This is a genomic window from Achromobacter spanius (genome assembly GCF_002966795.1).
In the GTDB taxonomy this organism is placed as follows: Bacteria; Pseudomonadota; Gammaproteobacteria; order Burkholderiales; family Burkholderiaceae_B; genus Achromobacter; species Achromobacter spanius_D.
The window spans coordinates 954,349-969,402 of the sequence record NZ_CP023270.1; the positions used below are offsets into that span (position 1 = coordinate 954,349).

13 protein-coding genes are annotated in these 15,054 nt (G+C 67.5%); 2 read left to right on the top strand and 11 right to left on the bottom strand.

The genetic code is table 11. The features are described 5' to 3' along the window. The first annotated feature begins 29 nt into the window (after window positions 1-29). Complete coding sequence (gene pyk / locus CLM73_RS04245; protein ID WP_105237444.1) at window positions 30-1,472, top strand: pyruvate kinase; 1,443 nt, start codon at window positions 30-32, stop codon at window positions 1,470-1,472. 99 nt (window positions 1,473-1,571) lie between these two features. Here pyk and CLM73_RS04250 read toward each other — a convergent pair whose 3' ends face one another. Next, the gene (locus CLM73_RS04250) at window positions 1,572-2,801 is read right to left on the bottom strand and encodes a nucleoside recognition domain-containing protein (RefSeq protein ID WP_105241378.1); all 1,230 of its coding nucleotides are present in this window, start codon (window positions 2,799-2,801) and stop codon (window positions 1,572-1,574) included. A 143-nt stretch (window positions 2,802-2,944) separates the two neighbouring features. Here CLM73_RS04250 and CLM73_RS04255 point away from each other — a divergent pair, with 143 nt between their 5' ends. Further along, a complete protein-coding gene (locus tag CLM73_RS04255) occupies window positions 2,945-5,293 on the top strand; it encodes an acyl-CoA dehydrogenase (RefSeq protein WP_234015808.1) in 2,349 nt (782 codons plus the stop codon). Here CLM73_RS04255 and def read toward each other — a convergent pair. The 10 genes from def to CLM73_RS04305 all read right to left on the bottom strand — a co-directional run bounded on the left by def (window position 5,290) and on the right by CLM73_RS04305 (window position 15,017). Further along, a complete protein-coding gene (def, locus tag CLM73_RS04260) occupies window positions 5,290-5,823 on the bottom strand; it encodes a peptide deformylase (protein ID WP_105237445.1) in 534 nt (177 codons plus the stop codon). The genes CLM73_RS04255 and def overlap by 4 nt on opposite strands. Before the next feature lie 14 nt (window positions 5,824-5,837). Further along, window positions 5,838-6,233, bottom strand: a complete 396-nt coding sequence (gene gloA, locus CLM73_RS04265) for a lactoylglutathione lyase (RefSeq protein ID WP_056569127.1) — start codon at window positions 6,231-6,233, stop codon at window positions 5,838-5,840. Window positions 6,234-6,244: 11 nt separating this feature from the next. Beyond that, window positions 6,245-7,387, bottom strand: a complete 1,143-nt coding sequence (locus tag CLM73_RS04270; RefSeq protein WP_105237446.1) for a 2-aminoethylphosphonate--pyruvate transaminase — start codon at window positions 7,385-7,387, stop codon at window positions 6,245-6,247. 46 nt (window positions 7,388-7,433) lie between these two features. Further along, window positions 7,434-8,489 (bottom strand): YgjP-like metallopeptidase domain-containing protein, encoded by a 1,056-nt coding sequence (locus tag CLM73_RS04275; RefSeq protein WP_105237447.1) that lies wholly within the window; start codon window positions 8,487-8,489, stop codon window positions 7,434-7,436. Continuing rightward, a complete protein-coding gene (locus tag CLM73_RS04280; RefSeq protein ID WP_105237448.1) occupies window positions 8,476-9,204 on the bottom strand; it encodes a lysophospholipid acyltransferase family protein in 729 nt (242 codons plus the stop codon). The genes CLM73_RS04275 and CLM73_RS04280 overlap by 14 nt, the downstream gene beginning before the upstream one ends. A gap of 4 nt (window positions 9,205-9,208) precedes the next feature. Further along, complete coding sequence (gmhB, locus tag CLM73_RS04285; protein WP_105237449.1) at window positions 9,209-9,748, bottom strand: D-glycero-beta-D-manno-heptose 1,7-bisphosphate 7-phosphatase; 540 nt, start codon at window positions 9,746-9,748, stop codon at window positions 9,209-9,211. After that, window positions 9,745-11,883, bottom strand: coding sequence for a glycine--tRNA ligase subunit beta (gene glyS / locus CLM73_RS04290; protein ID WP_105237450.1), 2,139 nt, complete (start codon window positions 11,881-11,883; stop codon window positions 9,745-9,747). The genes gmhB and glyS overlap by 4 nt, the downstream gene beginning before the upstream one ends. Then, entirely contained in the window at window positions 11,884-12,795 is a 912-nt protein-coding gene (gene glyQ / locus CLM73_RS04295) for a glycine--tRNA ligase subunit alpha (RefSeq protein WP_105237451.1), read from the bottom strand. Window positions 12,796-12,889: 94 nt separating this feature from the next. Continuing rightward, complete coding sequence (locus tag CLM73_RS04300; protein WP_105237452.1) at window positions 12,890-13,438, bottom strand: cupin domain-containing protein; 549 nt, start codon at window positions 13,436-13,438, stop codon at window positions 12,890-12,892. A gap of 70 nt (window positions 13,439-13,508) precedes the next feature. Further along, window positions 13,509-15,017, bottom strand: a complete 1,509-nt coding sequence (locus CLM73_RS04305) for a M81 family metallopeptidase (protein ID WP_105237453.1) — start codon at window positions 15,015-15,017, stop codon at window positions 13,509-13,511. Between the last annotated feature and the right edge of the window lie 37 nt (window positions 15,018-15,054).

Consider the following 15,054-nt stretch of genomic DNA (forward strand, 5'->3'; position numbering starts at 1 on the left):
TTTCGTTGTTTTTGCGAGAGTGGACCGCCATGCCTGTATTGCGCCGCACCAAAATTGTCGCCACCCTGGGACCCTCGACCTCGTCGCCCGAACGCATCGACGCGCTGATTCGCGCGGGGCTGGATGTGGCGCGGCTGAACTTCTCGCACGGCAGCGCGGACGATCACCGCGAACGCGCGCGCCTGGTGCGCGAGATCGCCGCCAAGCAAGGCCGCTTCGTCGCCATCATGGGCGACTTGCAAGGACCGAAGATCCGCATCGCACGCTTTGTCGACAAGCTGGTGCATCTGCAGGTGGGCCAGCCGTTCACGCTGTCGCGCGTGCATCCCAAGGAGGCCGGCACCGCCAGCATCGTGGGCATTGATTACCCCGAACTCGTCACCGACTGCCGCGTGGGCGACGAGCTGCTGCTCGATGACGGCCGCGTCGTGCTGGTTGTCGACCGCGTCGAAGGCGACGAGGTCCACACCACCGTCACGGTGGGCGGCCCGCTGTCCAACAACAAGGGCATCAACCGCCGCGGCGGCGGCCTGTCGGCGCCCAGCCTTACCGACAAAGACCGCGTCGACATCAAGCTGGCCGCTGAAATGGAACTGGACTATGTGGCCGTGTCGTTCCCGCGCTATGGCAGCGATATCGACGAGGCCCGTACCCTGCTTGCCGCCGCCGGCAGCCAGGCGTGGATCATCGCCAAGATCGAACGCGCCGAGGCCGTGGCCGACGACGAAGCCCTGGACGCGCTGATCCGCGCCAGCGACGGCGTGATGGTGGCGCGCGGCGACCTGGGCGTGGAAGTGGGCGACGCCGAACTCGTGGGCATCCAGAAGCGCATCATCCAGCACGCGCGCACGCTGAACAAGGTGGTCATCACCGCCACGCAGATGATGGAGTCGATGATCTCCAGCCCCATGCCGACCCGCGCCGAAGTCTCCGACGTGGCCAACGCGGTGCTGGACTACACCGACGCCGTCATGCTGTCGGCCGAAAGCGCCTCGGGCCAGTATCCGGTCGAAACCGTGCAGGCCATGGCGCGCGTGTGCCTGGGCGCCGAAAAGCACCCGACCACCACCAAGTCGCACCACCGCATGGGCGAAACCTTCACGCGCTGCGACGAGACCATCGCGCTGGCGGCCATGTACGCGGCCAACCACTTCCCCGGCGTAAAGGCCATCATTGCGCTGACCGAAAGCGGCCACACGCCGCTCATCATGTCGCGCATCCGCTCGGGTGTGCCGATCTACTGCTACAGCCCGCACAGTGTGACGCAGAACCGCGTGACGATGTTCCGCGGCGTGTACACGATCCCGTTCTCGCCGTCGGAGTACGATCCGGCCGATCTGTCCAACGCCGCCATCGATGAACTGCGCAAACGCAATCTGGTGCAGACGGGCGACTGGGTCATCCTGACCAAGGGCGATTTCTACCGCGACAGCGGCGGCACCAACGGGATGAAGATCCTGCTGGTGGACTGAGCCAGTCTTGAATCGGGGCGCGGCCGGGCGGCAGATGCCGGCCACCGCATGCCGGCCACCGCATGCCGGCCACTGCATGCCGGCCGGCGCGCCCTGCGATCAGCCGAAGAACCAGTAGCAGACGCCGATCGCGGCCAGCACCCCGGCCAGATCGGCGATCAGCGCGCAGCCCACCGCATGGCGGGCGCGCAAGATTCCCACCGATCCGAAATACACCGCCAGCACGTAGAACGTGGTCTCGGTGCTGCCTTGCACCACCGCGGACAGCAGCGCCGGGAAACTGTCCACGCCAAAGTGCGTCATGGTTTCCAGCATCATGGCGCGCGCCGCGCTGCCCGAGAACGGCTTGACCAGCGCGGTGGGCAGCGCATCCACGAACCGCGTGTCCCAGTTGGCCTGCGCGGCCACCCAGCGGATGCCGTCCAACAGGAAGTCCAGCGCGCCGGACGCGCGCAGCACGCCCACGGCGCACAGCATCGCCACCAGATAGGGCAGCAGGCTCTTGGCGATGTCGAAGCCTTCTTTGGCGCCCTCAATGAAGGCCTCGTACACGGGCACCTTCTTCCAGGCGCCCACGACCAGAAACGCCAACAGAATGCCGAACAGCGTCAGGTTGCCCATCAGTGAGGACAGCGACGCGATTGCAGCCGCCGACATGCTGGCCAAGAGCGCCATGAACCCGCCCAGCACCAGCGCGGCGCCGCCCAGCCACAACAGGATGACGGGATCGGCCAGGCGCAGGCGCTGGCACAGCGCCACCGCCAGAAAGCCGGCCAGCGTGGACGCGCTTGTCGCTAGCAAGATGGGCAAAAAAACCAGCGTGGGATCGGGCGCGCCCTGTTGCGCGCGGAACATGAACAGCGTGACCGGCAAGAGTGTCAGCGACGACGCATTGAGCACCAGGAACAGGATCTGCGCATTGGTGGCGGTATCGGGCTTGGGGTTGAGCGATTGCAGCTCGCGCATGGCGCGCAGGCCGATGGGCGTGGCGGCGTTGTCCAGCCCAAGGCCGTTGGCGGCGAAGTTGAGCGTGATCAGACCGATGGCCGGATGATTGCGCGGCACCTCGGGCATCAGGCGCGCGAACAGCGGTCCCAGTAAGCGCGCCAGCTTTTCGACGAGGCCCGCGCCTTCCGCGATGCGCAAAAAACCGAGCCACAGCGTCAGCGTGCCAAAAAGCAGCACCATCACTTCCACGGACACGCGCGCCATGTCGAACAGGCTGGCGACCATCTGGCGAAAGACCTCGGGATCTCCGATGACCAGCCAGCGGTACAGCGCGGCCGCGGCAGCGGTGAGGAAGAAGCCAAGCCAGAGTTTGTTCAGCATGCGGACGTGCCCGGACAGCGGTTGATTGCGCATCAGCGCGGCGACGCTCATTGTCGCAGAGTCGGTAAGCCGCAGCTTGGCCGCACGACGTCAATTCTGGTACTTTGCCCCGATACGTCTTGTAGCGAACAACAGGGGGACCCATGGATTTCAACGCCTGGCGCCGGCGCCGCATTTCGGAACCTGCATACCGCTGGGCCCGCAATGCACTGCCGGCCATGTCGGCCACCGAACGCGAAGCCATCGAAGCCGGCGATAGCTGGTGGGACGCCGACCTGTTCACGGGAAACCCCGACTGGCGCAAGCTCCTGGGCGTGCCGCCTGCCACGCTGACGCCGGATGAACAGCGGTTCATCGACGGCCCGGTGCGCCAGCTTTGCGGCATGCTGGACGAATGGGACATCTCCTGGAACCGGCGTGATCTGCCGCCGCAGGTCTGGGAATTCCTGAAGGCGCAGCGCTTCTTCGGCATGATCATTCCGCGGCGCCATGGTGGCCTGGGCTTCTCGCCGTATGCGCACTCCGAGGTCGTGCGGCGCATTTCCGCGTATTCCATCACCGCGGGCGTCACCGTGATGGTGCCGAACTCGCTGGGACCGGGCGAACTGCTGATGCAGTTCGGCACGCAGGCCCAGCGCGACTACTGGCTGCCGCGGCTGGCCGATGGCCGCGAGATCCCTTGCTTTGGCCTGACCAGCCCCGAAGCCGGATCGGACGCCGCCTCGATGGTGGATACCGGCATCGTGTGCCGCCAGGTCGTGGACGGCCGCGAGCTCATCGGCATCCGGCTCAATTGGCACAAGCGATACATCACGCTCGGGCCGGTGGCCACGGTGCTGGGGCTGGCGTTCAAGATGTCCGACCCCGACGGCATCCTGGGCGGCGCCAAGGACATCGGCATTTCGGTGGCGCTGGTCCCCACGGAAGCGCCTGGCGTCGAAATCGGCCGCCGCCACCTGCCTGCCATGCAGGTCTTTCAGAATGGTCCCAACTCGGGGCGCGACGTTTTCGTGCCGCTGGATGCGCTGATCGGCGGCGTTGAACGCGCCGGCCAGGGCTGGCAGATGTTGATGAGCGCACTGGCGGCCGGGCGCGGCATTTCGCTGCCGTCGCTGTCGGCGGCCGCCGCGGCGATGTGCGCACACACCACCGGCATGTACGCCCGGGTGCGCGAGCAATTCGGCATACCGATCGGCAAGTTCGAAGGCGTGCAGGAACGGCTGGCCAGCCTGGCCGGCAACGCGTATCTGGTCGAGGCCGCGCGCCGCCTGACGTGCGCCGCGCTCAACCAGGGCGTCAAGCCTGCGGTCGTGTCCGGCATCATGAAATACCACGCCACCGAGCGCATGCGCATGTCGGTGAACGACGCCATGGACGTGCACGCGGGCCGCGCGGTCATGGATGGTCCCAGCAATTACCTGGGCTCGCTGTACCGCGCCGTGCCCATCGCCATCACGGTCGAGGGCGCCAACATCCTCACGCGCAATCTGATCATCTTCGGGCAGGGCGCGATCCGCGCGCATCCCTATCTGATGCCGGAGATCCTGGCGCTGGGCAATCCGGACGAGGAACGCGGCATCGAGGTCTTTCACGATGTCTTCTGGCGCCATCTGCGCCACGCCGGCATGAACACGCTGCGCGCGATCGGCCGCGCCTGGACGGGCGGCATGCTGGCGCCCGCGCCGGCCTCGGGGCCGGTGGCAGGCCACTACCGGAGGCTGGGCCGCTATGCGTCGGGCTTTGCGCTGCTGGCGGACGCCACGCTCGCGCAGCTGGGCGGCGGCCTGAAACGCCGCGAGATGATCTCCGCGCGCCTGGGCGACATCCTGTCCGAACTCTATCTGCTGTCCGCGGTGCTCAAGCGCTGGGAAGACGAAGGCCGCAAGCACGACGACCTGCCGCTGGTGCGCTGGTGCATGGCGCAGGGCTACGCCAGCATCGAAAAATCCATGGATCAGGTGCTGCGCAACCTGCCCGTCAAGGTGCTGTCGTGGGGATTGCGGGCGGCCATCCTGCCCTTGCGGCTGGCCAAGGGGCCGGACGATGCGCTGACGCGCGAATGCGCAGAGCTGTTGCTCAAGCCGTCGCCCACGCATGCGCGCCTGGCGGCCGATCTGCAGCGCGAGCCCGGTGAAGACCCGCTGGGCCTGTTGACCCGCGCGTTTGCGCTGGCCGACGCGGTGCAGCCGATCCGCGACCGTCTGCGCCAGTCCAACGTGCGCAACTGGCGCGAGGCCCATCAGCGCGGCGCGATCACGGACGCGCAGGCAGCGCAGCTGGAAGCCGCCGAGGCGACGGTGCTGAGGGTATTGCAGGTGGATGATTTTGCGCCGGAGGCGCTGACGCCGCAGGGCGAAGGCGCGCCGACGCAGGGGCAGAAGCAGGAGCAGGAGCCGCAACCGCAGCAGCCGGAACCGCCGCAGCAACCGCAACAGCCGCAACAGCAGGAGGACGGGCCCCCCGCTGCCGCAAAACCCGGCGAGAACGCCTAGTCGTCCTGGTTCGGGTCCATGCCCGGGAACAGGATTTCAGTGAAGCCGAACTTCGTGAAATCCTGGATCCGGGACGGATACAGACGCCCGATCAGGTGATCGCACTCGTGTTGCACGACGCGCGCGTGAAAGCCCTCGGCCTCCCGTTCGATCAGTTGACCGTACGGATCGCGGCCGCTGTAGCGGATGTGGCGGTAGCGCGGCACCAGGCCGCGCAGGCCGGGCACCGACAGGCAGCCCTCCCAGCCGTCTTCCATCTCGTCCGACAGCGGCGTGATGACCGGATTGCACAGAATCGTCTGCGGCACCGGCGGCGCGTCGGGATAGCGGTCGTTGCGGTCGAAACCGAAGATCACCAGTTGCAGGTCCACGCCGATCTGCGGCGCGGCCAGGCCCACGCCCTGCGCCGCAGCCATGGTTTCGAACATGTCGTCGATCAGGGCGTGCAGCTCAGGGGTGTCGAAACGCTCGACCGGCGGCGCCAGGCGCAGCAGCCGCGGGTCGCCCATTTTCAGGATGGGATGGATCATGGCTGGCGTCCGGATCAGTCCTGGCGGTCTTTCTTCTGGATGAACTCGATCTTGTAGCCGTCGGGATCTTCCACGAAAGCGATGACCGTCTTGCCGTGCTTCATGGGGCCGGCTTCGCGGGTGACCTTGCCGCCGCGTTCCTTGACCTTGTCACAGGCTTCGTAGGCGTTGTCGACTTCCAGCGCGATGTGGCCGTAGCCGTTGCCCAGGTCGTACTTGTCGGTGTCCCAGTTGTGGGTCAGTTCGATGACGGCGCCATCGACTTCGTCCTGGTAGCCCACGAAGGCCAGCGTGAACTTGCCGTCCGGGTAGTCGTTGCGGCGCAGAAGGCGCATGCCGAGCACGTTGGTGTAGAAGTCGATGGACGTGTCGAGGTTGCCGACGCGCAGCATGGTGTGGAGCAGACGCATGGGAGTTTTCCTTAAGCGATGAGTGGTTGGGGGAAAAGCCGGGCATTTCCGGCGTGTTCCCGGGAGATTCCGATGTCGCGCAGCGCGCCGCCCATGGCGTCGACCGCCTGCCGCATCTGGCCGGCGCCAAAGGCGCCGATGCAGCCGACCCGGAACGTGGGTTCTTCGGTGTTGGTGAAGTTGCTGATCACATAGCCGCGCTGCTTGAGCGCGTCCACAAAGAGCTGCAGGTGCCAGGTCGGGGCATCCGGCGCGCGGACGTTGACGACGATGGGGCCTTGCAGCTCGGGCGGCAGGTACGGGGTCAGGCCAAGATCGATCACGCCATCATAGAGCGTGCGCATGTTTGCCGTGTAGCGCGCCAGGCGGGCCTCGCGGCCTTCCTGGCGGAATAGCTCCAGCGCCACGGCCAGCGCCGCCAGCGTGGGGGCGGCGGGGGTGAAGCGGGGGCCGGCGTTGGGCGCCAGCGTGTGCTGGTAGATGTCCGCCAGGTCGAGCGACCAGCTTCCGGCATTGCCGCGCGCGGCATCCAGGCTGTCGCGGCGCGCGACCACGAAGGCGGCGCCGGGCAGGCCTTCCAGGCATTTGTTGGCGGTCAGCACCACGGCATCGACCGCGGGCAGGGCGCGCAATTCAAGCGGCAAAGCGCCGAACGCCGACACGGCGTCGATGATCACGCGGCGCCCCAGCGCATGGGCGATGCGCGCCAGATGGGGCACGTCGTGGCAGATGCCGCTGCCGGTTTCGCTGTAGACCAGCGCCACGTGCGTGAGCGTCGGGTCGCGTTCCAGCGCGTCGGCCAAGGCCTGCGGGTCCACGCGCTCGGTCGTGCCTACAGCAAGCGGCACGGCGACGCGGCCGGCCTCGGCGGCCAGCTTCTGCAGGCGGGCCGCGTAGGCGCCGGTGGACGGCGCCAGCACGCGGCCGCCGGGCGGCACGAAAGTACGAAGGGCGGCTTCGACCGCGAAATGGCCGCAGCCGGGCAGGGCGAGGGCCACGTGTTCATCCGCGCTGGCCTGCGCAATGGCCAGCACGCCGTCGCAGACCTGCCGGTACAGGGTTCGGAAATCGTTGTCCCAGGGCGCGTAGTCCTGCGCCATGGCGGCCTTCACCCGCGCATCGGTCGTGACCGGGCCCGGAATCAGCAGCAGCATTTCGATTCTCCTTGGGATCGCTGAGACGCTGGTGTGCTTCGGCGCCTCAGAACTGAGGCAGCGAAGCGGGATCGTGACGCCGCAGGATGTTCTTGGCGTCTTCGAAGTCCGGCAGGATCTGGCCCACTTCGCGCCAGAAGTCCTGACTGTGGTTCATCTCGCGCAAATGGGCAAGCTCGTGCGCGATGACGTAATCGATGATGGCCGGAGCGAAATGAATCAGGCGCCAGTTCAGCATGATGTTGCCGTCGCTGGTGCAGGAGCCCCAGCGGGTGGCGGCCGACGACAGGCGCCAGCGGCTGATCTTCAGCCCGCTGATCTGCAGGAAGTGCGCCAGCCGGGTGCCGAACCAGGCGCCCGCGCGCTGTTGCAGCCAGGCCTGCGCCGCATCGCGGATGCGGCCCTGGTCGGCGTTGGACGGCAGCGCCAGCCACAGCGTGTCGCCGTCCTGCGGCGCATCGGCGTCGCCGGACAGGTTGGCCTGACGGCTGTCGCCACCCACGCCGATGACGATGCGCCGGCCCAGATACGGGAGTTCGCCACCGGCTTGCCAGCGGGTGTGGGCCATGGCCAGTTGCTGCTTGCGGGCATGCCATTCACGCAGCTTGGTCAGGATCCAGCGGGATTTTTCGCGCACGGCGTCGTCGATCTGCGTCAGCGTCACCCAGTTGGGGGCGGTGACGCGCAGGCCGTCGTCGGTGATGACAAAGCCGATGCTGCGCCGCCGCGAACGCAGCAGCACGAAGCCGATGGGTTGCTGTTCGGTGGGCACCTCGCGCCAGCGCGCGCCGGGCGGCAGCGGGTCAGGGCAGGGCGTGGGCACGCGCGAGGCCGCGTTGGGCGACAGCGTCAGCAGCGGCTCGCCGGTAGCGGCAGGCGCCTTGGCGGCGTCGGGAAACAGATTGGCGGGCGCGACGGGCTGGGGGGTGCCGGGACGGTGAATGTCGGGGCGGGGAGTGTCGGGACGATGCGTCTGGGGCCCAGCGGACGGCGCCCGGGGGGCGGCCGTCGGCGTCGGCACGCCGATCAGCGGCGACGCGCCCGCGGGCGCGTCGTCTTCCTGCGTACCGAACAGGAGTTCTAGCTGATCAGTGCTGGGCATACCTTTCGGGGTTGAGACGCCGCATTTCCCCTTCGATCCATGCTTGAACCTTCTGGTTCAGTTCTTCGGGGGTGAGTCCCTTGGATTCTATCGCGGGACCGATCGACAGGGTGACCATGCCGGGATACTTGACGAAGGCGTTGCGGCGCCAGCATTCGCCGGCGTTGTGCGCGACGGGAATGACCACGGCGCCAGTGCGCGACGCCAGCAGCGCGCCGCCCATCTTGAAACGCCCGGCCTGGCCGGGCGGCACGCGCGTGCCTTCGGGAAACAGCAGCGGCCAGCGGCCTTCGTTCAAACGGGTCTGGCCTTGCTTGACCACTTGTTCGAAGGCGTCGCGGCCCTTGGCGCGGTCAATGGCGATCATGCGCAAGAGCGCCAGGCCCCAGCCGAAGAACGGCACCATGTGCAGCTCTTTCTTGTAGACGAAGCAGACCTCGCGCGGCATGTAGGCCGGGAAGAACAGGGTTTCCCAGGCCGACTGGTGCTTGGACAGCAGCACCGCCGGGCCGTCGGGCAGGTTTTCCCAGCCCTTGACCTGCCAGCGGATGCCGCAGAAGACCTTGGCGCCCCAGATCGCCAGGCGGGGCCAGCCCACCGTCAGCTTGTAGCGCCAGTGCAGCGGCAGTGGCGCCCACAGCACGCAGGCGAAGGCGTACGGAATGACCGTGACGGCCAGAAACACGAAGTACAGGAAGGAACGAAGCCGGGCCATCGGGTCACGCGTCCTGCAGCAGGGCGTCGGCCACGGCCGACAGGTCGTTGCAGACGCGCGTGTTGTCCGGCAGACCGCCCTTGGCCTGCGTCTTGACGCCGTTGCCCGTCAGCACCAGCCAGGGCGAACACCCGGCGGCCGACGAGGCCTGCAGGTCGCGCAGCGAATCGCCGACCGCCGGCACGCCGGCGAGGTCGATGTCGTAGCGGTGACCGATCTGCTCGAACATGCCGGGACGCGGCTTGCGGCAGGTGCAGTCGTCGTCGGGGCCGTGCGGGCACATGAAGATGGCATCGACGCTGCCGCCGACGGCCGCCAGTTCGCGCCGCATCTTGGTGTGGATGGCCGTCAGCGTGTCCATGTCGAACAGGCCGCGTGCCAAGCCCGACTGGTTGGTGGCAACCACCACCTTCCAGCCGGCCTGCGTGAGGCGCGCGATGGCCTGCAGGCTGCCTGGCAGTGCGATCCATTCGTCGGGCGTCTTGACGAATGCGTCGCTGTCCTGATTGATGACGCCGTCGCGGTCGAGGATGATGAGCTTCACTGGGCGAGCCTGGAGATGTCGGCGACCTGGTTCATCAGGCCATGCAGCTGCGCCAGCAGGGCCAGCCGGTTGGCGCGCACGGCCGGGTCTTCGGCCATGACCATGACGTCGGCAAAGAACGCGTCGACCGGTTCGCGCGCCTGGGCCAGCGTGGACAGGCTGCCGGCGAAGTCGCCGTCGGCAAGCTGCGCCTCGGCCTTGGGACGCAAGGCCGCCACGGCGGTGGCCAGCGCCTTTTCGGCGGGTTCCACCAGTGCGGCGTCGTTCACGGCGCCGATCTCGCCTTCGGCCTTCTTGAGCAGATTGCCGATGCGCTTGTTGGCGGCGGCCAGGCTGGCGGCCTCGGGCAGCTGCGCAAACGCGGCGGCGGCGCGCACGCGCTCGGCTACCTGGTGCAGCGGCGGCGTCAGCGCGATCACGGCCTCGACGGCGTTGCGGTCGAAGTCGTTGATGAGCTGGTTGCGATAGCGCTCAAAAATAAAGGTGCGGACCTCGGCCAGCGTGTCGCCCGGAATCTTGCCCGCCGGAAACGTGCCGGCAGCCAGTTGCAGCAGGCCATCCAGCGTCAGCGGACCGTTCTGGCTGATCTTCAGCCAGCCGCCCGCGGCCAGTTGTTCGAAGGCGCTGATCAGGCCCAGCGCGGCGCGGCGCAGACCGAAGGGGTCGCGTTCGCCGGTGGGGGCCAGGCCGATCGCCCAGATGCCGACCAGCGTTTCGACGCGCTCGGCGATGAACAGCGTGACGGCGGTCAGGGTGTCCTGCGTGACCGGCGCGTCGTACCGGTTGCGATACTGCGTGCGCAGGGCTTCGACGACGCTGGCGGGCTCGCCGTCGCCGGCGGCGTAGTACGCGCCCATGATGCCTTGCAGCTCGGGGAACTCGCCGACCATGTTCGAACCGAGGTCGGCCTTGGCCAGCATGGCGGCGCGGTCGGCGGCGGACACGTCGCCGCCCAGTTCGCCGGCGATGCCGCGGGCGATGGCGCGCACGCGCTCCACGCGTTCGAGCTGGGTGCCCAGCTTGTTGTGATAGACGATGGAGCCCAGTTGCTCGACACGCGCGGCCAGCGGCGTTTTGCGGTCGGTTTCAAAGAAGAACTGCGCGTCGGCCAGACGCGGACGCACCACGCGCTGGTTGCCTTCGATGATGTTCACCGGGTTGTCCGTGCGCATGTTGCTCACGATCAGGAACCGGTGCGTGAGACGGCCGGTGGCCGGGTCGAACAGCGGGAAATACTTCTGGTTCAGCCGCATGGTCAGGATCAGGCATTCCTGCGGAACCTGCAGGAATTGTTCCTCGAACTCGCCCACGTACACGGTGGGGTGCTCGACCAGCGCGGTCACTTCGTCCAGCAGCGCGGCAACTTCGGGGTCATCGCCCAGCGTGGCGGACAGGCGGGTCGCATCTACCTGCAACTGGCGCTGGATCTCGGCGCGGCGCGCTTCGAACGAGGCCACGACATGGCCCTTTTCGGCCAGGGTGGCGACGTAGGCGTCGGCATCGGCGATGGCAATGGCGCCCTGGCTCATGAAGCGGTGGCCGAGGGTTTCGCGGCCGGCGGCCAGACCCAGCGCCGAGACCGGCACCACGTCCGCGCCGAACAGGGCGATCAGGCCGTGCGCCGGGCGCACGAACTTGACGGTGGAGACGCCGTCGGCCAATTGGTAACGCATCACCTTGGGGATGGGCAGGCCGTCGATGGCGGCTTCGATGCCTTCCTGCAGGCCGGCAGCCAGTTGCGCACCTGCGGCCGTGCCGCGCGCCACCAGGTAGTCCTGCTTGCCGTCGGATTCACGGTCCAGGGTGGACACGTCGATGTTTTCAAGGCCCTTGGCGGCCAGCTTCTTTTGCAGTGCGGGCGTGGCCTTGCCGTCTTCGGTCAGGCCGATCTTCACGGGCATCAGCTTTTCGGCATAGGCCTGGTCGGGCGCCTGCGCCAGCACGGCGGACAGGTGCACGGCCAGGCGGCGCGGCGTCGAGTACGGGGTGACGGCGCAGCCCTCGGCCAGCAGGCCGTGGCGGTCCAGCGTGGCGCGCACGCCTTCGGCAAAGGCCTGGCCCAGCTTCTGCAGGGCCTTGGGCGGGAGTTCTTCGGTCAGCAGTTCGACCAGCAGCGGGCGGATGTTCGTCGTCATTTATGCAGCCTCCCCGGCGGCCTTGTCGCGGCCCAGCATGGGAAAGCCCAGTCGTTCGCGGGAATCGTAGTAGGCCTGCGCGACGGTGCGCGACAGGTTGCGGATGCGGCCGATGTAGGCGGCGCGCTCGGTCACGCTGATCGCGCCGCGCGCATCCAGCATGTTGAACGTGTGGGCGGCTTTCAGCGCGGCCTCGTAAGCCGGCAGCGCCAGCGGCACGTCCATCAGTCGCTTGGCTTCGGCTTCGTAGTCGTTGAAATGCGCAAACAGCATCTCGGCCGACGAGTGTTCGAAGTTGTACGTGGATTGCTCGACTTCGTTCTGGTGGAACACGTCGCGGTACAGCACGCGATTGCCGTTGGCGCCTTCCGTCCAGACCAGGTCGTACACGCTTTGCACGTCCTGCAGGTACATGGCCAGGCGTTCCAGGCCGTAGGTGATTTCACCGGTGGTGGGCGTGCAGTCCAGGCCGCCGACCTGCTGGAAATACGTGAACTGCGTCACTTCCATGCCGTTCAGCCAGACTTCCCAGCCCAGGCCCCAGGCGCCGAGCGTGGGGTTTTCCCAGTCGTCCTCGACGAAGCGGATGTCGTGCTGCGTGGGATCGATGCCCAGCGCCTTCAGCGAACCGATGTACAGATCCAGGATTTCGGGGGGCGCGGGCTTGAGCACGACCTGGTACTGATAGTAGTGCTGCAGGCGGTTGGGGTTTTCGCCGTAGCGGCCATCCTTCGGGCGGCGCGAGGGCTGCACGTAGGCGGCGCGCCAGGGTTCCGGACCGATGGCGCGCAGGAACGTGGCCGTGTGCGAGGTGCCGGCGCCGACTTCCATGTCGTAGGGCTGCAGCAGGGCGCAACCCTGCTTGTCCCAGTATTCCTGGAGCGTAAGGATGATTTGCTGAAAGGTGAGCATAGGATTCTTGGAATTCGGCCGCCGGGCAAAAACTGCCCCGCGCGTGGGAAACCCGGCATTTTAACCGGCGACGAGCGGCTCGTCCCGAAGAGGCCTAGTAGGTCGGCGGCGTGACCGCGCTGACGATTTCGCTGGGGCCGTCGTGAACGTTGCGAAATCGATGGGGAACCCGGCTGTCGAAGTAGTACGAATCGCCGGCCTGAAGCACGCGGTTCTTGTCGCCGACGGTGACTTCCACCGCTCCGGACAGCACCAGACCGGCTTCCTGGGCAGGATGGCTGAAGAGCTCGCCGGAGTCGGCGCCTGGCTGGTAGCGTTCCTGCATCATGAGCATGGCGCGGTTGGAGAAGCGGCTGCCGATCATCCGATAGGAAATGGCGTTGGGATTGCCGATTTCCGGCAGATCCTCCGGCGTGTAGAAGGGCGATTCCGCCACCAGCAGCCGGCTGTTCGAGAAAAACCCCACGATGGTCGTGCCCAGGGCGTCCAGCACCGCTGCCAGGGTGTCGAGCGATGGGCTGATCTTGTCGCGCTCGATCAGCGAAATCGAGGCGTGCGAAACGCCGGAGCGTTGGGCGACCTCGCGGATGCCCAGGCCGCGGCGGCGGCGTAATTCCCTGATGTCTTCGCCAATTCTCGGCATCGTGTCTCCTCCTGCGAGCCGGGCGGGGGCCGGCGGTCGACGTGGTTTGCAGGATACACGGGGCGGTGGCTCAACTCGCCGCCGCTGTCGGGACTCGCAACGCCACTATTTGGGGACGGTATGCAGGGGCGTCGAGCGGGTAGAGCGGCCGGGCCTTGTCGAACGGCAGGCGTTCGGGATGGTAGCCGGTCAGGCCGGGCGTCTCGGCGCAGGCGCAGTCTCCCCATTCATCGAAGGCCAGCTTGAAGTGATAGCCGGACTTGGCCACGATCAGGTCCACGTCGTTGAGATCGATGCCGGCGTCGAGGTAACAGCCAGGATCCTGCGACATGACGGCGTCCTGCGTGATCAGCAGGTCATAGCGCGCATTGCGCAGCACGGCGTACGGCCCCAGGCGCAGCGTGGCCCCGCGCATGAACGCGCCGCGGTTGCGGAAGACGCCGCTGCCCAGCGCGGCCACGCGCCCAGACACCAGCATCGGCGGACAGTCCACGCTGTACAGCCCGCCGGACCGCAACTGCACCTGAGCGCCGGCGCCGGCCTTTTCGCAGGCACTGAGCGCGGCCGGATCCGTCACGATGGCGGCGATCCGTCCCTGAGTCAACGCAAGCGCCCGCTCCATCACGTGCAGGCTGTCGCCGGGGCCGCCGGCCAGCACGCGGTCGCCGAAATCGCCGACGATGAGCCTGCGCCCGGCGTCTGCGCGACTGCGCAGCAGCGTATCAATGTCCGGCAGGTCGTGCACGAAGGCGTCGCGTTCGTCCCACAGCGCGCGAGCGATCGTCCCCGCCAGCTTGCGCGCCTCGGCAAGCTGGCCGGCCGTGCGCGCGTAAACCAGGACGGTCTGCCCCACGCCTTCGCCGTCGATGAAGGGATTGACGTTGAAAAGGGAGACGTCCAGCACCCCCTTGTTCGCTTGCACAGCGGCCTGCGCCTTGGTGTGCAGTGCGGCCAGGGGTCCGCGCGACGTCTCGTCGTTGCCGCGCGTCAGCATGGGCACCAGGACGCTGACGCCCGCGGGCCGCTCGCCCGTGTCCAGCATATGCAGGAGCTGTTTCGCCACCCGCGTGCCGGTCTCGGCGGCATCCGCGTGCGGATTGGTCTTGTAGGCCGAGGCGAAATCCAGTTGGCACAGCAGGGCCGGCACGGCGTGGGCATGCAGATCGAAGCCCGCGACGATGGGCATGGCGGGTCCGACGATGGCGCGCAGGCCTTCCAGCAGGTCGGCTTCGGCACTGTCCATTCCGACGGTTTGCATGCATCCGTGCAGGCACAGCGCGATGGCGTCGAAGCCGCCCGCGCGCGCGCCGTCCAGAATGCCCTCGCGCAGCAACGAGTACGCGCCATCGTCGACCCGGCCGCCTGGCCGGGCGCGTGCCGCCAGCGTTGGCACGGCCTCGCAGTCGTGCGCCTTCAAGGTGCGCAGGATGCCGCCCAGTACCGAGTCGGCCTCGGCGTTGGCGGTCAACATGGTCCGTCCGCGTTCAATCTCGAACGCGGACAGCGGGGTATTCACCGGCGTGAATCCGTGCGTCTCCTGGAACAACTGGGCCACCAGGACGCGGTAGCGGGCAGGCATGTCTCGGTCTCCTGATGCGGGCGGTACACGCCCGGAA